The following is a 22,454-nucleotide window of genomic DNA, read 5'->3' as shown; positions in this document are numbered from 1 at the left end:
AAATTAACAAACCATATAATGATCCAAATCGTCTTAATGGAGGAAATCATTAATAATAAATAACAAAAAAATTGGAACAGCAAAAACCTTTTGGTGAGATAATCAAAACTTATCATTTCAAAATCCCTGATTATCAAAGAGCATATTCTTGGGGAGAAAAGCAACTTATCCCTTTTATTAATGACATTTTAGAATACTATACCGAAACTGATCTTGTTAAGTCAGAGAACAAAAACTATTATCTTGGACATTATATTTTAGAAGGAAAGTCTGGATCTTATGACTATGAAATTATTGATGGGCAACAACGTATCACTACTGTCTATTTATTCCTGATTGTATGTAAGCATTTGAAAGATTCTGATTATTATAAGCTAATTAATTTAACTCCGGTTTCATATGACAAAGAAGGTTTAAATACTATTATTAATATTCTCGAAACTAGTGACGAAAACATTTGTGTAAAGCTTACTGAATTACTAAGCGAGACAAAAATAAAGACAATGTCTTTTATAAGAATGTTAGACGCCGTCAATTTATTTGTTAATTCTTTTCTTGGAGAACCTAAGTTGCCAAAACTAGATGTTGATAAAATTGATCAATATATAAAGGTAATTGACAGAGCACATTGTTCAATAGCTATATACAATGATAAAGCTGTTGCTTCTCAGATTTTTGAATTACATAATACTCGAGGAATACCTCTTTCTGAAACTGAAAAAGTTAAAGCGTTATTAATGAAGAATGTGTATATAAATTCCCAAAACCCTCAACAGGAAATTGAAAAAATACAAAAATCTTTTGCAGGAATTTTTGAAATGGAAGAAAGAGCGAGTGATTTATGGTTACGTGGTAATCTATCATTAGACCATGTTTTAATGTATCACTTACAATCTATCGATGATGGGTATAAAGATAAAGATTTTGCTTCGCCATCATGGATAACTGGAGATAATGGTTCCTTTGAATATGTTAGAAAAGAATTACTTAAAAAAGAGAACAATAATGAGATTTTGAACTATGCTATAAATTTAGCAGTAGAATTTGAAATTTCAATGGATATACTTGTCAATAAAATACCAAATGCTGATCAAGAGAATCATCTAATAGGTGATGTTTTACTATTAGATAAAAACCGAAGTATAATCTTCTTACTTCGAGCTTTTAGATGGGGAAATCCAATCGAAAACAAACTAATTGATCGTTGGGAAAATTTCTTAATTTGTTATGAAATAATTTATTGGAACGGTTATTATTATAATGCTAAAGCATACAGAAGTAAATTCCAAAGCATATATAAGTCAATCAACAAAGATTCAAAATTAAATAAGTGTAACGTTTTATTATCAATGTTTTATAAAGGACAAAAAAATTTCTCATATCATTGGAAACACTTAGGAGACAATACCAAAAGATTGTTTGAAGTAGAGAAACAGAAATGGTTAACGAATGCATATGGTTGGAACAAAACTGCTTATTTACTTTACAAATTTGAAATAGCACATGGTGCCGATTACAAAATAATAAGAAAGAACGTTTATAAAAATGATTCTCTTTCGATAGACCATATTGTTGCCAGAAGTATCGAATGGAAAGATTTAGGCATTGAAAATTATCTTACAAATAAAGATTACGCTGATGTACTTTGGAAAGAAATCATCAGTGTTATTAATGGAATCGGAAATCTCTCTTTATCAACATCGAGCGCTAATTCATCCGATTCCAATGAATTACCAACCAAACATTTAAATTCATTTAAAAAATTTGGATTGATAAAGACTGTAGAACAGGTAGAATCTTGGACAAATCCAGAAGCATTTTCGTCCAAAATTGAAGAGAGAAGCAAATCAATTAGAGATTTCATTAATGATAAAATTATAAATACTGGAAACATTTGGAATTAAATCATTTTAGCCTTTTAAACAGACTCCTAATCTATGCTTTACACATTAATTTTGACAAGCAATAATAATCGAATTAATACAAAAAAAATCAACTCCACTGGCTTTTAACCAATGGAGTTTATTAAATTAGTAATTGTGAGGATAGTAAACTAATGTTTTTCCTTTTCGACCTGAAGAATCGGGCCCCAGCTTTAAATAAATCCCAGTTTTTCCGTAATAATAGTGCGTTTTCATTTTGTTTAAATAGTTTTCCATGTGTTTAAAATTTTGTTGTTATTTACTTATTAGGTTTAAACATTTAAATCGCTGTTTTCATTTAAAATAAATCATCACTTTAAATTAAATTTTTCATTTGATTCAAATCATTCAAAAAGCACAAAAAAATGACGTCTCAAATAGCTTTAATATTTAGAATATATGGCATAGTACTTACAATAATTAATTGGTTTTTTATATTTCCAAAAAATTGGCAGATTAGAAAACTCATTTAAGGTCACAAAAATATATGTAGAAAAAAGAAATGTATTTTTAGTAAAAACTAATTCTTAATTTATTTATAACTTCGAAAAAAGCTAATTAGAATTGACATTTTTTTATCGTATTTTCGTTTAATTGAAATCTTCTCATTCAAAGATTAATTCTACCTTCTACTTAATGACTATTTAATTTTTTTTCAATGAAACACTATGTTCCATGCTCCCAGTGCTTAGATATTGACCCTCAAAACTACCAATATTGTGTTGGCGAAGTAAATTCTGACTTAGTAGCAGTTAGTATTTGCCCGATTGGTCACAAGGTTATATCAAGAATAGCACATCATCTCTTTGACGTTTTATATTCCTCGGGGGTAAATGCATTTCTAAAAGGTTGTTATTCTGAGAGTGTGATGAGTTTTGCTGCGTCATTAGAACGTGCATACGAATTGTTCACAAAAGTAACATTGCACAGTGAAGGTTTAGAATACGAAAAAATAGATTTATTTTGGAAAGAGATTGCAAGTCAATCAGAAAGACAATATGGTGCATTTTGCTCTCAATATTTGAAGTTTGCAAAAGAAGCATGGTCCATAAATATGGATATGGTAAAATTTAGAAATAAAGTGATTCATAAAGGACACATTTCCACTCGTCAAGAAATTCTTATTTATGGAGAGTTTATCACAAGTACAATTTATAAAATATTGAAACCGATACATGAGAATTATTCGCTAGAAGCTGGAAAATTCTACTTACATCAAAGAATTCCAATTCATCCGAAAGCCAATAAATTAATGAAAGAGCATAATACAAATATCCGAATTGATGCTGGCATATGTTCATTATTAAATTGGGACCAAATGGATATGCCAAAAACAACTTTTGAAGAAGCTGTTCACATAATGTCCAAAATACAAACAATTCACTAAAATTTTTCTTATCCACTGTTTACAAATACTACATTTTCGCAACATATTTCTTGTAAGATGTCAAATTTGAATTGATTTAAAATGATATTTAAGAATAAAAAAGGCACCCTTTCTGAGTGCCTTTTTTGGGTATCATTCTTTCTTTTATAAAGGAGGTGCTATAAGAAAGTCTACAGGTATTTTGGTTAATGCATAAATATAATTTGTAATAGTCTTGTCTCCTACAGCAACTACTACATCAATCAATGATCCTTCATTATATCCGGCAGAGAAAATTTCTTCCACTAATTGTTCGTCGACATGACCTTTATTTTCGGCAATGCTTTTGATTAATTTTGCAAGTGCATCAAACTTGCTGTCAAATGATGCCTTACCAATTGAATAATAGTATATTTTAATCAAATAACTTAGACTTAACTTCCAATCTTATTTTTAATATTTTAGTATAGATACTCTGATTCACAATAATACTAATAAGATGGAAAAAACACAAAGACACCACTCACCCGATTTTAAAAAGAATGCAGTTCTGCTTAGCTATGAAAGAAAAAATGTTGTCGACACTGCTAAAGAACTTGAAATAAACCCCAAATTACTTTCTAAATGGAGGGTAATATATCGGAAATATAAGGAGGGTAGTTTTCCTGGAGAAGGTAAAAAAAGATTTTATTTCGAGAATTCAAAGATTTTTGAATTAGAAAATAAACTTGCAGAATCACAATTAAGATTAGAGATACTGAAAAATGGTTTAAAAATAAAACCTCTAGGCAAACAGGAGATTTACAATTTTATCCATCAAAATAAAAAGAAATATCCGATTGGAATAATGTGTCAGGTCTTAGGTGTCTCTACGTCAATGTATAATTTAAGGATACAGCAGCCCCTCTCAAAAAGAGAAATAAAGGCCTGCCTATTAAAAGAAGCTATAACAACTGTGTTTTATGAATTTAAACAATATAGTGGCTGTGTCTTAATTGCTAGAGAGCTCTGCAAAAGAGGAGTAAAAATATCAGAAGACCAGGTTACATTTTATATGAAACAGCTTGGTCTTAAACGTAAGGTCAAAAAGAAGTACAAAGCAACCACTGATTCCAATCATAAACTGTATATATATCCCAATATACTTAAAAGGCAATTTACAACAAACAAACCGTCGATGGCATGGGTCTCCGACATCACCTATATACAGATCGAAAAACGTTTTCTATACCTTACTGTTATTATAGACCTTTATGATCGAAAAATTGTCGGCTGGAATCTTAGTTCAGTGCTTTCAACAAACTCAACTATTCTTCCTGCATGGAATATGGCTCTAAGTAATCGCAAAATACAAGACGGCTTAATATTCCACTCCGATCGGGGAACACAGTATGCTAACAAAGTCTTTACCAGTACTCTCAAACATTATAGGTGTGTGCAAAGCATGAGTGGAAAGGGAAATAGTATAGATAATGCTGTTTCCGAAAGTTTTTTTAATTCATTAAAAAGAGAATTAATATATAGCCAGAAGATATTATTAACTCCAAAAGAGATGAGAGCGGAGATATTAAACTATATAGAAAACTGGTACAACAAAAAAAGAAGGCATTCTGCTCTTAATTATAAAACTATAGAAGAATTTAATAAAGAAAAAAAATACAAGAAATAATCTCCAATTGCAATGAAAGAAAATAAAAAAAGCTACAGTGCTGATTTCAAAAGAAATGCAGTAATGCTGAGTTTTAAAAAAGAGACTATAGATATCGTAGCTCAAAAACTGAACATATCAAACAGAACACTCTTGCAATGGCGTAAGAATTACATAATATTTGGTGAAGCGTTTACCACAATAGGAAAAACAAAATTAAAACCGGAAGAGAAAAAGATCTATGAACTTGAAATGAAAATTAAAAAATTAAACATAGAATTTGATATTATTAACGGAGCGTCGGATTACCTTCATAAAGGATTGCCTACCATATATCAGTATATCGCCGAAAAGGACCAGATATATTCCAGCTACCTTATTTGTAAAACTCTGGGTGTACATTTAGGAACATACAAAAAATGGAAAAATAAATTTGTTTCTGAGAGACAAAAATGGAAAATGATGGTCAAACAAGAAATAATGTCTATATTTTTAGCATCTCAACAACGTTATGGCTCAAAACGTATAACAGCAGAACTTCAAAGATCAGGATACCAATTATCTTCTAATACAGTGCTAATATATATGCGCGAGTTAAATCTGAGTGTTTCTGTAAAAAAGTATAAAATCAAAACTTGATTTTTTTCATAAATTCATTAAAAGTCCAATCTAATTACAATTCAATTATAAAAAAGGTTACTTGAAATGTTCCGAATAATTTTCAAGAGTTCTTAAATCTTCTGAATTATCTTCTTTTGCAGAAATTAACTTTTCATTTAACTGATTAATTATGAATAGAAAATACCAAAATATAGATTCAATCGAGGCAAAAAATATAAAAAGTAAAACTGATTTAAAAGTGACCATTGAATTAAGCACACTAAACAAATCAAAAGTAATTTCAGGATCAGAATTTGTGGGCATTGGCATGAAATGCAATGGGTATATTACAGTAAAAGGAAATGCTACCAATAATAGAATTATTATAGTTTTCAATGGCTTTGTTGAATCATCGAATGCTTTTAAATTTTGTAAGTTTCGTTCAAAATGTTGAATTAATGTTCTGGATTCAATTTCAAGCTTATCAATTAAACTTTTTTGTTCGCTTAAAGTATCCCATAATCCTGTGGGAGCAATATCGAAAGCACCTGCAAAAGAAAGATTTTTCACAGACATTCCATTTCCTAAAGGAGTATATTTAGGTTTATACTCTTCATAGACTTTATCAAAACTTTCAATGACTGCTTCATCAATCTTAAATAGTTGATTATCTAATTCATAAATCTTATTTAAAATTTCTTCAGGGCTCAAATTGTCAAAGTCACCATTTTTAATTTGATCATGTAAATCATTATTATATTTTACATGCACTTTTGTACACCAATAAAAATTACAATTCTTAATATTAAGTAGAATCTTATTGTAATCTATTTTCAAATTATCAAATTCAGAAATAGTTGAATTTATTTTTTCACTAATACCAAGAAGTCTTGAAATCACAAATGCTCCAATAATACCAATCAATGCGGCGGCACTTTGGCAAAATGAGCTAAAAAACCAGTTCCAATCATTATTCATTTTTATAAATTTAAAAGATTTTACTAAAATATTCCAGAACGCTAAAAATTACTTTTTTTGAATAGAACACAATTTCGACTTATCAGAATATAGCAGAAGAAAACTTTACTCTTTAATTTTACTCTTGTTTAGCATTATTCATCAGCATCAATACAATTTGATCAGGAGTAAACATTTCAAAAAAGGCTTCGTATATTTTTTGCCCATTTTTTTTAATTACTTGTTTCAAATATTCTACTACATAATTAATTAATGTCTCAATTTTATCAAGCTCCTTTGGTGAAAAAGCATTTAGCTTAATTTGACTAAAGTTAACTTGCGACTGTTCAACTCCTTCTTTTTTAGGAATTGCCATATAGGCAACCCCTATCTCACTTTCAGTATTACCTCGATGAGCAATAAATTGATGTCTTAAATCCATTAAAAAATTATGAATCTCTATTAATTGATTATCATCTTTAAATAAGTTTTTAGGTTCAAGTTTGGGAAAATTATTCTTAGATGCATCTGTATAACACTTCCCATACAATGAAATGAGAGAGTATGTCAAAGCTGATTTAATAATTGGATCTACATCTGTTCTTAAGAGCTTAATATATTCCAGCGTTTTTTTTAAATCTTCATGCATTGCACAATAAGCAATAAATTTTTTAGATAGAAATCCAGGAATTGCAACCACTAAATAATCTTCAGCATATTCATTTTGTGCTTTTTTAATCAATCTAATAAGATGCCTTGTCTTGTTATCCATAGTTCTCAATCAACTAGATTATTCACATGAGTAGACAAATATTATATATACCCAAATAATAAAGCTTAGTGTAAATTTATTCTAATCTTTGACATTTTCAAATATACATTTTTTTCTTACATTCAAATAGTCCATAATTAAAAACATGTTCTTTCATTAAATAATTTATATTAGCAAAACTATAATGACCACTAAAATGTTTTATGGAAATTTCTCAAGAAAATAAAAAAGAAATATTTAATATTCTTATAAAAAGTGAAACTGATTTTTTAGGCAACCACCATAATAATTGGATAAATAATAATTTTGAATTTTTAAAAAGCATTTGGGATATTTCCACAATGCCATCAGAAGATTCTAGATATCCAAATGCCGCTGGAGATATCTACCAACATATGATTAATAATGATGATTGGGATTTGGAATATTTATTTACAGTTAGACTGAAAATATATGAAGACACGAAAGTATTCATAAAATTTATTGAAACTGTTGTGTCTCCAATTTACAGAAAGGATGAGGATGACATTTTATTGTATGTTATTCAAGTAAACAATATTCTTAACAAAGATAAATTACAACTTGCACTATTTGATTATAATGAAACAGGGAAACCAGTTTATCGTGTTTATTTTAAAGAAGAAGTTGAAGATATCCCAATTGACGTAAAGAGGAATAATATTTTGTTTCTTGTTGATAATGGTAGACCAAGAGGAAAAAGACTAATTGATAATGAAAGGAATTGTTTTGTATTAAAATATTTTAGTTGGGATGATTTCTATAATAAAACATCCTTTACCTTGTATTATAGAAAAGATGGCTCTGAAATTAAAATAGGATATGTTAAAATAATGTCTAGTGATGAACAAGAGACAATAAATGTAATTCCTGAAAAATTTGTCATGTTGCCATCAAGTTTTTGTTCCCTTGGACAAACCATTGATTTTTATACTAATTTAAAATCTATTTTTCCCTATGATTTTGAAGATATACTTTATGCAATTGGAGATTGTGCTTTTTACCCTGATAAACTAGAAAAATTCGAAAATCTAAGAGGATTCAAAAAATCATTAATTAGAGAAGATGATTCTGAACGAATATCAAGATTGGTGAGATATGTTATAAATGGTTACGATTTAAAAAACTTATTTTCATTTGATTATAAATTTACTCCCAAATATTCTAAAGAATCAGTAAATATTAATTTTGATTTTAGTAATAATGATATTTTATCAAACCGAATTTATGCAATAATTGGTAAAAATGGTACAGGAAAGACACAACTTTTAACTTCATTACCTCTTAATATTTCAAAAAGTGAAAAAGAATATTTTTTGCCAAGAGTCCCTATGTTTAGCAAAATGATTTCTGTTTCATATAGTATTTTTGATAGATTTAAAATCCCCGAAAAAACGTCCAAATTTAATTATTTGTATTGTGGCTTGAAAAATGAAAAAGGCGATTTTATTACTGAAAGAGGACTGGTTTTAAGATTTCATAATACTTGGAAGAAAATTGAGGAAAGCGAAAGAATTGATAAATGGAGAATAATTCTGTCTAATTTCATTGAATCAGAAATTCTGGATGAGTTTTTAGTTAAACGTGAATTTATTACATCATTTCACAACTCATTTCAGGTTGATATAGAAGGATTTAATCGAGTAAAAGATCAATTAAGTTCTGGTCAAAATATTTTATTGTATATTATAACAGAGATAACGGCAAATATTAGATTAGATTCTTTAATTCTATATGATGAACCCGAAACCCATTTACATCCAAATGCTATTTCTCAATTAATAAATACTATTTATGAATTGGTGAATGAATTTCAATCATATTGTATAATTGGAACTCACTCACCTTTAATAATTCAAGAATTATTATCTAAAAATGTTTATGTAATTGAGCGAAATGGAAATATTCCAGATATCAGAAGAATTGGAATAGAATCATTTGGAGAGAATTTAACTACTTTAACTGATGATGTTTTTGGCAATCGAGAAATTCCAAAACAGTACAAAAAAATAATTGATGAAAAAGCTTCCCTAGGAATGTCTTTTCAAGAAATTATTTCATTACTTCAATTTGATGAACTGCCTTTAAGTTTGAATACAAGATTGTATATTAAAAGCAAAACACAACAATAAATGAGAAATTTAGATAATACAAGAAGAAACTCATTTGATTTTCATAAACTTATTGTAGAAAGCAAAAAAACAACGAGAATCGATCCCGATTACAAAACTCGTTTGCTTGCTTTAGAAGATGAAGTTGAAGCATTATACAATACTTATCAAATAAATTTTGATAGAAATATCCTTGAAACTACAATTCCAAATGCATATCCTGATAATAATAAGGGTGATTTATTAAAATTATATAATTATAAAAGTAAATTGATTCAAAATCTTAGGACTGAAATCACCACAACAAATACACGACGTATTATTAATACATGCCAAAATTGTACTTTAAGTGAGATCAATTCATTTGATCATATTTTGCCTAAGGAAGAGTTTTGTGAATTTGTTGTAAACCCTCTTAATCTTTTTCCTAGTTGTACAATCTGCAATAGCTATAAAAGTCAATTTTGGCAAGAAAATGGTAGACGATTATATTTAAATCTTTATTTAGATAGACTTCCGGATTCGCAATATTTGTTTGTAGACATTGAATACAATAATAATACATTTGGGCTAAGATTTTATTTGGAAAATAGATTTGGGATAGATGAGAATCTATTTGATCTTATTGAAAGTCATTACAGCAGACTTCATTTATTAGAAAGATTTTCTAGAAATAGTGACAAAGTTATAACCCCGCTTCAAAACAAAATTAAGCCTTTTATGAATCTTCTACCGATGGAAGAAATAATAACAATGACAATTCAAACAGCAAATCTAAATCGCAATGTATTTGGAATGAATTATTGGGAATCAATCCTTGAGTTAACTTTAATTAATAATGAAGATTTTATCCAATCGCTTAGGGATTAATCCTAATTTCCAAGTCATAATTACAGACCATGCATACTTAAAAAATAATGAAAATTTTAGAGATTCAGTAATTTAAATATGGAGAAATGGGCTAAAATTATTACCATTAGATTGGGGAAAAAGATAAAAACTTTACATAATAATTAGTAATATATCAGATAATACTCATTTACTTTTACATATTAAACTAACAGAATGAATTCTACAGTTTTTTGCAGAATAGAAAAGTAAGCAAAAATAATCACATCAACATTCAGGTTTGAATATATTAAAGTTCTGATGTGCAGATAGACAAAAAAGGAAGAGCTTCAACCAAATCTGGAGCTTTTCCTTTTGTTTTTTCATTTCAATTATTCTTTCTTATAAAACATATATATTGATTGTTGTTTAACGAAAGGCATAATTTGATTTATTTCTTTATCAAGAAAAAAAGAAAATGACATTAATATATTTAAAATCAATTTTACTCCTGGATAATAACATTTAAGTCTACATCAAATATGAGTCATACAGGCTTATACAAGAGATACATAAATAGTAAAGTAGTAGATAAGGAAGTACTATTTCATCGCAATCATTTGCCTAGGTAAATCTATTGCTTGTTATTCTAACGAAATTAAAAATTGGTTTATTTCCGCTTTTATACCACTCTAAAAGCATAATTCAAAATGTCAAAAAAATATCAATTGCAACTTAATAGGAATGAGGTTAAAAATTAATTTTCGTTTCTAACCAAATTAAAAACAGACTATTTTATTAACTTAGTTTTCAATCATATAATCTAATTAATCCAACTTATGAAGGGAAAGTACGCAAAATATGATCGTATTTATAAAGAGGATGCCGTTAAGCTCAGTTATGAAAAAAACAGTATCAAAGAATCTGCAGAAGAACTCGGAATACGATCAAGTCTGATTTGCAGATGGAGAAAAGAATATGATGAATTCGGAGAAGGAAGCTTCCTTGGATCGGGATACGACAGGATTCATCCCGATAATAAAAAAATATTTGATCTTCAGAAAAAATCAAAGGAAGCAGAACTCAGATATGAAATTTTAAAAAACGCATCTCCTTATCTTCATCAGGGAAATTTAGTGATATATCAATTCATAAAAGAAAACGAACACAAATATTCTATATTGAGAATGTGTGAAGTTTTAAATGTAGGATACGGCAGATACCATAGATGGAAAAAGAATGGAATTTCAGAAAAAAAACAGCACATAGATTTACTAAAAAAAAATATTGCCCTCATATTTTTTCGCTTCAAGAAACATTACGGAAGAAATAAAATTACAGATGAATTAAATAAGCTTGGATATAAAATATGCGAGAGACAGGTCGCTGTATATATGAATCAGCTTGGATTAAAAAGAGTTGCCAGAAGAAAGTTTAAGATAACAACCAATTCCAGCCATAATAACTGTATTGCCCCTAATCTTCTAAACAGAGAATTTAAGGTTAATGCTCCATCAACGGTCTGGGTATCTGACATTACTTATATCCAAACTAGCAGAGGTTTTTTATATCTGACTATTATTATGGATCTATATGACAGAAAGATTATCGGCTGGAATTTAAGCTTTAGGCTCTTCACCCGAACTACAACTTTACCCGCTTTTGAGATGGCTACCGCCAATCGAGAGGCTTCAAAAGGATTGCTGTTCCATTCTGACAGAGGAGTTCAATACGCCAACAAAATTTTCGTTGCTAAACTTGATTCCTATCAGTGTACCAGAAGCATGAGCCGTAAGGGCAGCAGTATTGATAATGCTGTTGCTGAAAGTTTCTTCAATACATTAAAAAGAGAATTAATACACCGCAAAAGCACACTGATCAGCCAGAAACTTATGAAAGCGGAAATAAATGAATTTATTGAAAATTGGTACAATAGAAAACGAATCCATTCTACACTGGACTTTAAAACGATAGAACAATTTAATGCAACAAACGGTTTATAAAGCCTCAATAATATCTTCGAATGCATAACATACATAAAAATATAAAACCAATCAGAATATCTAAAAAAACAAAATAACTAATCTAAAAAATGAGAATGCAAGATGTAGATTTAATTGACGACATTTCAATTTGAACTATGAAGAAAAACAGAAAAAAATATGATTATGCTTTCAAAGAGAAGGTGGTCCTACTGAGCTACAAGAGAAGCGGAACCAGTCTGGCCAAATTAGAAAAGGAACTTGGTCTTTACACAGCTGCCTTAAGTTCATGGCGTCGGGAATATGAAAAATACAATACAGCAGATGGCACAACAAATGATTATCTAAAAATAAATCTTGAAAGGCAGGGAATTCTGGAATTTGAAAAAAAAGCTAAGAAGTCAGAATTAAAATTTGAAATTCTAAAAAATGCTGGTAAGTATCTAAATCAGGAGAGACAGCAGCTTTTTCGATTTATGGACGCCAATGAAAACAAGTACTCAGTGCGACTGATGTGCGAAGTATTGGGTCAAAACAGAACCACCTATCGCGTATGGAAAAATCCCAAAATTACAGAAAAACTGAAAAGAAAAATTGCAATAAAGAACGAAATAATGCGTATGTTCTTCGCATTTAAGCAACGTTATGGATGTCAGCGGATTACTATAGAACTACAAAACAACGGGTATCAAATATCATGTAGTACTGTCTATGAATACATGAAAGAACTGGGTTTATCAAGCCCCATAAAAAAGAATTGAAAACGGAATTAAAACATAATCTTAGTTGTTCCTGGCAAGCTTGAGCGTATCAAATAGACCTCCTTCATATTTTAACCTAATCTAAAAAAAAACATTTAGTTTATATTTTTTAGCACTGAATATAAAAATAACTTTAGTAATAAACAATGATGTCAATACTTTAAATTTTTGATTTTTTATTAAATACATACTATTATAAATTATTCCTTTTACCTTTCAGAGAGAAATAAGAAAATGGCTAAAGGTTTAAAATAAATTAGGAGCGATTTGTTATCAGTAATTTTTAAATAAATCTTCTTAAAATCAAAAAGTTAATTTCACTCCCAGAAAATTAATTGTTAAGTCTTAATAAAATATGAGACTTTATGTGGTAAACAATACATACAAAAAATAATAAAATCGAACCAAGTATAGTTTTTAATCATTACTATCATTTACCAGATTTCTCCTCCTTTAATTATTACGGTTCGGGTCTTGCAAGTGCTAAAAGCTATAATTTCAGATTTCTATAAAGCCTTTGCTTTAATTTTAATAAGTATCCCTGAAAAAAACATTTTATATCTGTACTTATTACTTGTTGTTCCATGGAAGTTAAAAACTGGTTTATTTCTATGCAATACCAAAATAAATAGTTTGTGAGCTTTCCAACAATCGTTTACAAGTCAATATTCCATTTCTCATTCTTATTTTCACGCCAAGCATGCATTCCATTATTAATCCACAGAATATCATTTATGCTGTCATCAATTTTCAATATTTCATCTAAACTTATAACCCGTGCATCTTCTTCTTGTATATCCTCCTCTTTTCCAAAAAATTGCCAATCACCATCGTCATCCCTAAACACAGATACAATGGGAGATTTTTTCTCTAAAACAAATTTTGTTGTTATTACTGCTATATTTTTCATTTAAATCAACGATTACCTTTTTTTAAATTTTCTTCTTTACTTAAAACTTGAGCATTCCCATACGAGTTTTTACCTCCTTTGCTCTTTGCTGTAATATGATCTACTTCTGCTTGATTCATATTGGCTTTGACACCTTTTTTCGATTGAACAGCTGGATCTAGAACCTTACCACTCAAATCACTTTTTATAACTCCTCCATTTTTTGCCATATTTTCTTGTATGATATTTTTTTTCTGGGCAGAGGTATAAGGTTTCCCAGGCCCCACTGATTTACTATCTTTTAAGTTTGAATAACCTTTCGCAGCTCCTACTTCAGCTTTTGCAGCATTTTCAGTAGTTCCTTTTGCGTAGTTAGGTTTAAACTCTCCATCTGAAGGAGCTCTATTTATTTCAATAGCTCCCTCAATAAAAAGAGAATTATCAACTATAAACAATCCTCCACTCTGTACATGGCTCAGATTTTCTTCAAATGTTCCAGGTTTTTGACCATCAACAATAGCGCCTAAAGATCCAACAGCATCAATCAATTTAAGCACAAACATCCCTACTTCATACTTAAAGGAGCCTGGCTTTATATCGTCTTTTTTATTGACAGCCTCTGGTTCTAATCCCTCTAGTTCTCGTGAATCAATTACCCGATTACCACTAAAAACATACGGCGACCATGTTTCATAGTCTTCAGTAAGTGGATCAATTGACATAAATCTCCCAATAGCAAAATCGTAGTTTCTGTATTTAAAACTGTCCCAACCCAATCCCAGCTCGTCCTGACGCTCTTGACCTTGGTACTTATACTTATTATTTGTCCCCACATAATCATTATACCCTTTATGTTTCAATCCAAAAGGATAATAATTATTCTCTTCAATAATTTCAAGAACGTTTGATGCATTTTTAGCATAACTCAAACGGATATTCCCTAAATGATCCTTGAATTGGAAAACATATGAAAGCGCTCCGCTGGTATTTTTAACATAACCTTCAGCTGTCTGGAAAAATTCCAAAACATTGTTTTTGTACTGAAAACCTCCTAAATAGTTGGTATTATAAGTAACTGCACCCTGCGTCACTATTTTCTCGAGCTTTTGCCCCTCAGCATTGTAAATGTACTCAATGCTACCGGTTGTACCAAATGTAATTTTCTTAGGAAGATTTAGATGGTTGTAAGCGATGGCAGTAATGTTTTTGTTATTATCAGTGAACAAATTGCCATTGGCATCATAAGTATAATCATCACCGGTTTTATTGAGATCGCTAAAACCGCTGGTATTATTTGAACTGTCCATTATGCCTACCAATTTATTCGTATTAGGCAAATAGGAATAACCAAGATTATCTATGGCAATAGTACCTGTCTGCGGATCTATATCACCATTTCTAGCCAAAGACAAAATATTGCCGTTTTTATCATAAGTCAGATTCTCGTCATAGGCATTTGTAGTGGAACCGCTCTTTTCATAAATGGCATTTTTTAGACGGTTTAGGTTGTCATATTTGTAGCCATAACCACGGTATATATTGTCTGAACCAGTTCTCCAAAGTACTTCTAAAATATTCCCGTTATACAATGGGCTTAATCCTGTAATTGCTCCTGATGGTGTAGTATAACTAATTTTAAACGCAAAAAGATCTTTTGGATCTGAGCCTTGTTGCAGGTTGGCAGTCTTGTTGATTTCGGTAAGCCATCCTCTGATATTATAAGTAAAATCAACTTTCTGTAATGGATTTCCTGTTGTATTTCCAACATTCTTACCTATCAATTTTCCCAGCTCATCATACGTATTAGAAGCCATAAGCTGTACATTCCCCTTATTGATCTGATGTGTATGAGTAAGCAGACGATCCTGAGCTGAATAAGTAAAATCCTCCCTAATTTCTAATTCCGTATCACCTGAAGTTCGTGCGTGCTTGGTGATAGTGTATATTACCTTTCCACTAAAATCAAGCATCGAATCCGTATAAGTGTAGCCTCCCAAATGGTTTTGTGTATAAGTTCGTATCGGCCTTGCTTGGACATCATAAACTATAATATTGATTTCACCTGCTAACGAAGAAGGTGTAGATAAAGCCCTTGTCCAACTTCCTGTTTTCAGACCTTTAACATTTGCCAATACAGTTTGTCCTTCTACTGTTGGAGCTACTGTCGGAGGATTACGAAATGAATAATCATCATAATAATTAACTGTCAGAAGCTTAAAGCTTGTCGGCGCATTAGCGTTGGTATAATTGACCGCAATTCCATCAATACTTCTTGAAGCCACCTTGGTTTCAAATAAGGCTGTTCCATTTTGAGTTATCTGAAGCGTATTTCTTGCTGCAGAACTTACAGCCTGATTGCTCCATCCTGTATATATAGTACGCCCAAAGGCATCATATTTGGTTATAATCCATCCCACGGCAGCATCATCTTTAAAAGGCGAAAATGCAGGGCCTGTCGCCACAGGACGGTCTAATCTGTCATAAACAATAAATTCCCATTGCTTGCCCGGAAGCTTTTTCTCGACCAAGCGATTTCTATAATCGTATTTGTACTGATAACATAAATCATTCAAAATATCCAAATTGATTGCACCCTCTACTTTTGGAGGCAGTACATAAGTCAGATTTCCGTAATTATCATAGACATAATAAGTATTATGTTCATCACCTGATTCGTAGGTTCTTTTTAAAACGATCTGTCCTTCCTTATTTTTAAACTCTTCTGTTCCTACTTTGGCTCCTGGAGTTGTGTTTTCATCATATGTAATGGTTTTATATAACTCATTAACCGGATAAGTTCCTGAATCTAAAAAAGTGATATCATAAACACCCGCTGAATTCAGACCACTACTTGACACTTTAAACATTCTCACTTCGCCGTCTTTATTCGCCTGATATTCAAATTTGATTTCATGGCCTGCATCCATAGCCCAGGCGGTTCCCGGTGCTGCCTGTTTGAGCATCCTGCCTAACGAAGAGGACTCCAGTTTCTTTTGTGAAAAAGGATTAACGGTACCCGCATATTTATTGCTATAAAATCCTTTCGTTGCAGTAATTGCTGCAACTGGATCAATCTTTGGATAACTCATACCCCCATTAGTAGCAGTATACGGCAAATAATCTATAACCTGACGCCCATAACCATCATACTCCATAGGAGTAATGATATTCTCGCCATTAGCTCCTTGATTTATCACAATGGATTGGATTGGACGGCCTAACCCATCAAAATAGGTGACACTCTGGTTTATTTCATCTTTGGTCAGTGAACTATAGGCAGCTGCCTGCACCGCTTTTTTTGGTGCCGCAGTGTAAACAAAATTGTCATCACTGAAAGTTTGGGCCTTAAGCTCAAAACTTACTAAAAACAACAATACTATTATTGATATATATCTTTTCATCCTCCTTTAAATATGGTTTTAAAATGATTAAATGGCCAAGCCTTTATTTATTCTTCAGTCTCGCCCGGATCCAAGCATCGACCATTTGCATTGGCATAAGCCTGTGCATTTGCAGCTACATCTGCCCATGCTTTATTATCTGCATCTGCCTGTGATGCATTAGATTGATAAGCTCCTTCATCAACAATATAATAAACATATGGGAAGGTGGTTCCGGGAGGACAATAATCATTTTTATAAATCTGATACACGATCAGCTTGCTTCTAAATGTACAGTACGCATTCGCATTCGCATAAATCTGGCCATTCAAACTGACATCATCCTGAGCCCTAGCATCCGCCACAGCTTGCGAAACATCAGAACTATAGCGACCGGCAGGAACAATATAAGTCACGCTTTGAGGAGTACCGCCAGCGGCGCAATTGTTTCTTGTAAAGACACCACTTTTTGCCACGCTTGAGAAAATACATTTTGCATTGTTATTGTCATTCGCATAGTTTTGACCATTATTAGCTACATCATTCTGGGCCTGAAGATCTGCCGCAGCTTGAGAAACATCAGAATTATAACGACCCGCTGGAACAGTATAAGTAACACTTTGAGGAGTACCTCCGGCCGGACAATTGTTTCTGGCAAACACAACACTTTTTGCCGCGCTTAAGAAAATACATTTCGCATTGTTATTATCATTTGCATAGTTTTGACCATTATTAACAACCTCATTCTGGGCCTGAAGATCTGCTGCAGCTTGAGAAACATCAGAATTATAACGGCCTGCTGGGACAGTATAGGTAACACTTTGAGGGGTACCTCCGGCTGGGCAGTTGTTTCTGGTAATCACAACACTTTTTGCAGCATTTACGAAAATACATTTCGCATTTGCATTGGCATACGCCTGGCCATTCAAACTGACATCGTCCTGAGCTTTTGCATCCGCTGCCGCTTGGGAAACATCGGAATTATGACGGCCTGCTGGAACAGTATAAGTAGCGCTTTGCGGAGTACCTCCAACTGCGCAGTTGTTTCTGGCAATCACAACACTTATTGCAGCATTTACGAAAATACATTTCGCATTTGCATTGGCATACGCCTGGCCATTCAAACTGACATCGTCCTGAGCTTTTGCATCTGCTGCGGCTTGGGAAACATCGGAATTATGACGGCCTGCTGGAACAGTATAAGTAGTGCTTTGCGGAGTACCTCCAACTGCGCAGTTGTTTCTGGCAATCACAACACTTTTTGCAGTATTCACGAAAATACATTTCGCATTTGCATTCGCGTACGCCTGACCATTCAAACTGATATCGTCCTGAGCTTTTGCATCCGCAGCAGCTTGGGAAACGTCAGAATTATAACGGCCCGCTGGAACAGTATAAGTAGCGCTTTGCGGAGTACCTCCGGCTGCACAATTGTTTCTGGCAATCACAACACTTTTTGCCGCATTTACGAAAATACATTTCGCATTTGTATTGGCATACGTCTGGCCATTCAAATCGATATCGTCCTGAGCTTTCGCATCCGCGGCAGCTTGGGAAACATCAGAACTATGGCGGCCAGCTGGTACAGTATAAGTAGCGCTTTGCGGAGTACCTCCTACTGCACAATTGTTTCTGGCAATCACAACACTTTTTGCAGCATTTACGAAAATACATTTTGCATTTGTATTGGCATATATCTGGCCATTCAAATCGATATCGTCCTGGGCTTTTGCATCCGCCGCAGCTTGGGAAACATCAGAACTATAGCGACCCGCTGGTACAGTATAAGTAGCGCTTTGCGGAGTACCTCCGGCCGGGCAATTGTTTCTGGCAATCACAACACTTTTTGCAATGTTTTTATAAAAAATTACACTTGTTGAAGTATTATCAGCACAATTTACCTGTTGTCCCTTATAATTATAGCAATACTTTTGGAGCACATTTAAATCCTGATCTTTTACAAATTTTAAGCGCCCGACAGCATCATATTCGTAATAAGAAGATATTCCCCTAGGGTCTGTCACGCTGGTAACCCCAACAAGGGCATTATAGGTGTAGGTTGTTATAAACGCATTTGGCAGTGTGCCTCTAAAAGTGTTCAATGCCGCACGCAGCAATTGCTCGGTACAGTCTGCTGTAAGGCAGTTGTCATTATCCGCATCCGAAAGTGCCTGCAAATTGCTTATCGTCCCAGCTGGAATACTACTATAAACAACATTCTCTATTTTTGCCAATGGCATGGTTTTCCTATATCCCCATATAATCGATACCGGAGTGCCGTTTTCAGGAGTATACTGCAAAACATTCCCCTTGTCATCATACTGATTGTAGGTAATCTTCTTTTCCAGATTGCCCACATTGGAAATATTGGGCAGTGAATTGGGAAACTTCGCAGAATATAGGTCTTTCGGTAATATCAGATCGCCAGTCGTTGCATCTTTGGCATAAACAGTCTTATTTCTTGCGATCAGTCCGCCTGCCCTGTATGTCTCGGTCAATATCGGCTTGTCAATTCTGTTTGCATTGTTCAGCTCCGCCATCAATGGCTCGCCCAATAAGTCTCCAGGATAGTAATATTTTGTCTCCAGTGTCTCTCCCTTGGAGTTTATTGTAGTCTGCGAGGTAAGCTGTGCATGTACTGTATTGTTGTATTTATAATTCTCTTCCGTTTTAAGAATGCTTCCTGAAAGCGTCTCCTCTACAGTCTTTTTGTCCATGTAATACCAGGCGGATATTAATCTGGAATTCGAATATTGATAGAGATTGTAAAAGTGTGAGCTGCGCCTGTATGCACTGAGATCAATGCCTCTCTTATAAAACTCATTTGGCTGTGTAGGATTGTTGATCGGAAAGCCTGATTCATATTTTGAGGTATTTGTACCTACAGGCGTATCCCAGAATTTATAAGAAAATACAGTTTTTCTTGCTATACCTGCTTGATTAAATTCGTTGATCTGTAAAGGTAGGCCTCTCTTCCAATTGTAGGACACTTTTGAAAAATAACTCTGCTCGCCATATCGAAGGTCATCATCGAAGGTAAAATATTTTTCGGTTTTTATGATATTTGAAGAATTTTTTACGTCGTTGTTCTTTTCAGTAACTTTTTTGTAGAAAATATGGTAGCCATTAAATCCAAACAAATCTGAAGGGATTCTCGAATATTGAACAGCCAAACTTACTAATCCATTACCCATCGTGTTTGCATCTGGATCGCTGCCTTCATTAAAATAGGCATATTCATCATAATAGGATGGCCTTTCATACAGTATACCAGAAGATTTGCCCTGATCTATATAATCAAAAGAGCGGTCTGTGACATAACTATTGGAATCTTTTGTTTTTATGCTCTGTATTCGCAGTCCGCCAACGTTAGATATTACATTCTTAACAGTCGTAGATTTTAGGAAATTAATCATGACAAACTTGTTCTCATTTTCCATTGTATCATAACATTTTAAAAACAAGGTGTATGTTTTCCCAGGGAGCAATGGATCTCCTATGTATTGCTTAGAATTGTTACCTGTGGTACCCGCAAGTTCAAAATTCATCCTATGATTTTGATCATCATAAAGCTCAGCTATAGCGTAATTACTTGTTGTGGCTTCACCGGCACTAATTAAATTAAAACTGACAAAAGGTACACTTTCTATTTTTTCAGGAACTGTAAACACAATCTTATTATCTGTCAACCATTCATTGGAATAAACATCATCTGTATTTGCATAAACTCCAAAAGAGTCCCAGTCATAATACTTATACTCAATATCACAGTCAGAACAAGTATTCAGCTCATAATTGAATTCTACCTCTCCCTTTGTTGGCAGAATTACTCCCTTTAGTATATTGGTTTTACTAGACTCTAAACTCGGTTCTTTTGAACTGCCTAGGTCGTTGAAAAGTGTATTCATTGTATATTTGCCTCCTTGAGAACTTAAATATCCCCAATGATCAAGATTGGGTGGATACCTGCTAGATGCAAATTCATTATAGTATGAAAAAACATAAGGGGTTTCACCTATTTTTTGAAAACTTTTTAACTTTAATCTATAATTTGTATCATCATTTACAAGGATAGACTCAAAAAGACTTGGGTTATATGTATTGTCTGCAATACCAAAATATCCGTAACTAAAATTATAAGTCTCTACTGTATTCTTATATTTCACATTTATTACATCAAGACTTTTTGGTGCTGATGCCTGAAGGGTGCCTTTTATATCTTTTCGGTAATTATTGTATAAAAACTCTATCTCGTAATCCTGATTCACTTTTATTTTTGTCAATACTTTGGCAGTTATTTCTGAATAGAAGGAAGTAACCTTTTCCCCGCCTCCAAAAAACCAGTGATAATATCTCGTATAATCTTTGTCATTGTAAAGCGAGTATTTTACAATATTATCATAGATAAAATCAACTGTTTCGTTATTTGTAGTAATGATCTGAGTCAAATAAAAAGTATATGTCGAACTGTTGGAGGTTCCGTTTAGCTTTGGAAACTTCTGGCATACATTTTCCGTAGAATTAAAGTTCTGTGTTTTGATATTATAAATATATCTGGTACCATCTGTGTCTACAATTTCAAAAGTTCCGTTTGCACTATTATACAAAATCTTCTCTTTTCCGAAAGGAATCTGCTTGGTTTCAAAAAAGTTTCCAAAAAAAAATTTGCCTGATTTGTTCGGTATTGAATAATAATACATATCAGGCTTGGTATCGGTTCCATATTGATCAATATCGTATAGTCGGGCGTAATCAGTTCCTGCAGCCCTTATGCTGTCCAATTGCCTTTGAGTATATACCTGTTGACCCCACACTAAATCCATAACAGGCGTCGGCAGCTTAAAATCCTTCTCATTTGCTAAACTTCCAAAATTATTAGAAGCTCCATTGTATTCTAAATCATTTTTTCCAACAATATTTTGCGTGATTTTCCCACCTGCATTTAGCTCCCAGCCAAATCCCACGTTGCTGGCAATTTCTGAAGGCTTGAATCCTGAAGACTGATATGACAACGTAATCGGAATATTCACTTCCTTCAACTTTATGGTATGAATCGGGATCGAATAATTGGTTGCTCCTGTCGAGTAATTTACAGGAACATCGACATGTTTTATTAATGAATTGGCCTCAGGTGTCGGCGGAAAGTAATTTTCCTTTCCGGTTTGCGCTATAGACGAGGCCGATTTTAGTAGAAACAATATAAAAAATATTCTTTTCATG

Annotated in this window: 15 protein-coding genes; 8 read left to right on the top strand and 7 right to left on the bottom strand. The window is 32.4% G+C overall.

The features are described 5' to 3' along the window. Window positions 1-71 precede the first annotated feature (71 nt). Window positions 72-1,904 (top strand): DUF262 domain-containing protein, encoded by a 1,833-nt coding sequence (locus GQ47_RS00225; RefSeq protein WP_035643507.1) that lies wholly within the window; start codon window positions 72-74, stop codon window positions 1,902-1,904. Window positions 1,905-2,030: 126 nt separating this feature from the next. On the opposite strand, the gene GQ47_RS23815 is transcribed toward GQ47_RS00225, so the two are convergent. After that, window positions 2,031-2,159 carry a hypothetical protein gene (locus tag GQ47_RS23815; RefSeq protein ID WP_256380875.1) on the bottom strand — a complete coding sequence of 43 codons (129 nt, stop codon included), beginning with the start codon at window positions 2,157-2,159 and terminating at the stop codon, window positions 2,031-2,033. A gap of 421 nt (window positions 2,160-2,580) precedes the next feature. Here GQ47_RS23815 and GQ47_RS22730 point away from each other — a divergent pair, with 421 nt between their 5' ends. Further along, the gene (locus GQ47_RS22730) at window positions 2,581-3,309 is read left to right on the top strand and encodes a hypothetical protein (RefSeq protein ID WP_051951258.1); all 729 of its coding nucleotides are present in this window, start codon (window positions 2,581-2,583) and stop codon (window positions 3,307-3,309) included. Between the two features lie 144 nt (window positions 3,310-3,453). Here GQ47_RS22730 and GQ47_RS00215 read toward each other — a convergent pair whose 3' ends face one another. Then, a complete protein-coding gene (locus GQ47_RS00215; protein ID WP_051951256.1) occupies window positions 3,454-3,711 on the bottom strand; it encodes a carboxymuconolactone decarboxylase family protein in 258 nt (85 codons plus the stop codon). Between the two features lie 76 nt (window positions 3,712-3,787). On the opposite strand from GQ47_RS00215, the gene GQ47_RS00210 reads away from it, so the two are divergent. Beyond that, on the top strand, window positions 3,788-4,957 hold the full coding sequence (locus GQ47_RS00210; protein WP_081909292.1) for an IS3 family transposase: 1,170 nt from the start codon (window positions 3,788-3,790) through the stop codon (window positions 4,955-4,957). A gap of 12 nt (window positions 4,958-4,969) precedes the next feature. Then, window positions 4,970-5,575 (top strand): transposase, encoded by a 606-nt coding sequence (locus tag GQ47_RS22725; protein WP_051951254.1) that lies wholly within the window; start codon window positions 4,970-4,972, stop codon window positions 5,573-5,575. A gap of 57 nt (window positions 5,576-5,632) precedes the next feature. Here GQ47_RS22725 and GQ47_RS00200 read toward each other — a convergent pair whose 3' ends face one another. Together GQ47_RS00200 and GQ47_RS00195 are read right to left on the bottom strand one after the other, a co-directional pair. Continuing rightward, complete coding sequence (locus tag GQ47_RS00200) at window positions 5,633-6,514, bottom strand: hypothetical protein (RefSeq protein ID WP_035643505.1); 882 nt, start codon at window positions 6,512-6,514, stop codon at window positions 5,633-5,635. A gap of 118 nt (window positions 6,515-6,632) precedes the next feature. After that, window positions 6,633-7,265 (bottom strand): hypothetical protein, encoded by a 633-nt coding sequence (locus tag GQ47_RS00195; RefSeq protein WP_035643504.1) that lies wholly within the window; start codon window positions 7,263-7,265, stop codon window positions 6,633-6,635. A gap of 203 nt (window positions 7,266-7,468) precedes the next feature. Between GQ47_RS00195 and GQ47_RS00190 the strand changes: the two genes are divergently transcribed. The 4 genes from GQ47_RS00190 to GQ47_RS00175 all read left to right on the top strand — a co-directional run bounded on the left by GQ47_RS00190 (window position 7,469) and on the right by GQ47_RS00175 (window position 12,965). Then, window positions 7,469-9,415, top strand: a complete 1,947-nt coding sequence (locus GQ47_RS00190; RefSeq protein ID WP_035643503.1) for an AbiJ-related protein — start codon at window positions 7,469-7,471, stop codon at window positions 9,413-9,415. Then, window positions 9,416-10,264 carry a hypothetical protein gene (locus GQ47_RS00185; RefSeq protein ID WP_051951252.1) on the top strand — a complete coding sequence of 283 codons (849 nt, stop codon included), beginning with the start codon at window positions 9,416-9,418 and terminating at the stop codon, window positions 10,262-10,264. Window positions 10,265-11,061: 797 nt separating this feature from the next. Next, a complete protein-coding gene (locus GQ47_RS00180) occupies window positions 11,062-12,225 on the top strand; it encodes an IS3 family transposase (RefSeq protein ID WP_035643501.1) in 1,164 nt (387 codons plus the stop codon). Window positions 12,226-12,362: 137 nt separating this feature from the next. Continuing rightward, window positions 12,363-12,965, top strand: coding sequence for an IS3 family transposase (locus GQ47_RS00175; RefSeq protein WP_035643497.1), 603 nt, complete (start codon window positions 12,363-12,365; stop codon window positions 12,963-12,965). A 655-nt stretch (window positions 12,966-13,620) separates the two neighbouring features. Here the strand turns inward: GQ47_RS00175 and GQ47_RS00170 are convergent. The 3 genes from GQ47_RS00170 to GQ47_RS00160 all read right to left on the bottom strand — a co-directional run bounded on the left by GQ47_RS00170 (window position 13,621) and on the right by GQ47_RS00160 (window position 22,453). Beyond that, a complete protein-coding gene (locus tag GQ47_RS00170) occupies window positions 13,621-13,875 on the bottom strand; it encodes a hypothetical protein (RefSeq protein WP_035643494.1) in 255 nt (84 codons plus the stop codon). A gap of 5 nt (window positions 13,876-13,880) precedes the next feature. Further along, window positions 13,881-17,225, bottom strand: a complete 3,345-nt coding sequence (locus GQ47_RS00165) for a DUF6443 domain-containing protein (protein WP_238567926.1) — start codon at window positions 17,223-17,225, stop codon at window positions 13,881-13,883. Window positions 17,226-17,302: 77 nt separating this feature from the next. Beyond that, the gene (locus GQ47_RS00160) at window positions 17,303-22,453 is read right to left on the bottom strand and encodes a DUF5977 domain-containing protein (RefSeq protein WP_152560970.1); all 5,151 of its coding nucleotides are present in this window, start codon (window positions 22,451-22,453) and stop codon (window positions 17,303-17,305) included. Window position 22,454: the final 1 nt, after the last annotated feature.

The sequence above is a fragment of the Flavobacterium sp. ASV13 genome (assembly GCF_000745775.1).
Lineage (GTDB): Bacteria > Bacteroidota > Bacteroidia > Flavobacteriales > Flavobacteriaceae > Flavobacterium.
This window is presented reverse-complemented; position numbering and strand designations above follow the sequence as displayed.

Coding starts and splice junctions, on each gene's coding strand:
- GQ47_RS23815 (WP_256380875.1), bottom strand. CDS start 2,159: ATGGAAAACTATTTAAACAAAATGAAAACGCACTATTATTACGGAAAA.
- GQ47_RS22730 (WP_051951258.1), top strand. CDS start 2,581: ATGAAACACTATGTTCCATGCTCCCAGTGCTTAGATATTGACCCTCAA.
- GQ47_RS00210 (WP_081909292.1), top strand. CDS start 3,788: ATGGAAAAAACACAAAGACACCACTCACCCGATTTTAAAAAGAATGCA.
- GQ47_RS22725 (WP_051951254.1), top strand. CDS start 4,970: ATGAAAGAAAATAAAAAAAGCTACAGTGCTGATTTCAAAAGAAATGCA.
- GQ47_RS00200 (WP_035643505.1), bottom strand. CDS start 6,514: ATGAATAATGATTGGAACTGGTTTTTTAGCTCATTTTGCCAAAGTGCC.
- GQ47_RS00195 (WP_035643504.1), bottom strand. CDS start 7,265: ATGGATAACAAGACAAGGCATCTTATTAGATTGATTAAAAAAGCACAA.
- GQ47_RS00190 (WP_035643503.1), top strand. CDS start 7,469: ATGGAAATTTCTCAAGAAAATAAAAAAGAAATATTTAATATTCTTATA.
- GQ47_RS00185 (WP_051951252.1), top strand. CDS start 9,416: ATGAGAAATTTAGATAATACAAGAAGAAACTCATTTGATTTTCATAAA.
- GQ47_RS00180 (WP_035643501.1), top strand. CDS start 11,062: ATGAAGGGAAAGTACGCAAAATATGATCGTATTTATAAAGAGGATGCC.
- GQ47_RS00175 (WP_035643497.1), top strand. CDS start 12,363: ATGAAGAAAAACAGAAAAAAATATGATTATGCTTTCAAAGAGAAGGTG.
- GQ47_RS00170 (WP_035643494.1), bottom strand. CDS start 13,875: ATGAAAAATATAGCAGTAATAACAACAAAATTTGTTTTAGAGAAAAAA.
- GQ47_RS00160 (WP_152560970.1), bottom strand. CDS start 22,453: ATGAAAAGAATATTTTTTATATTGTTTCTACTAAAATCGGCCTCGTCT.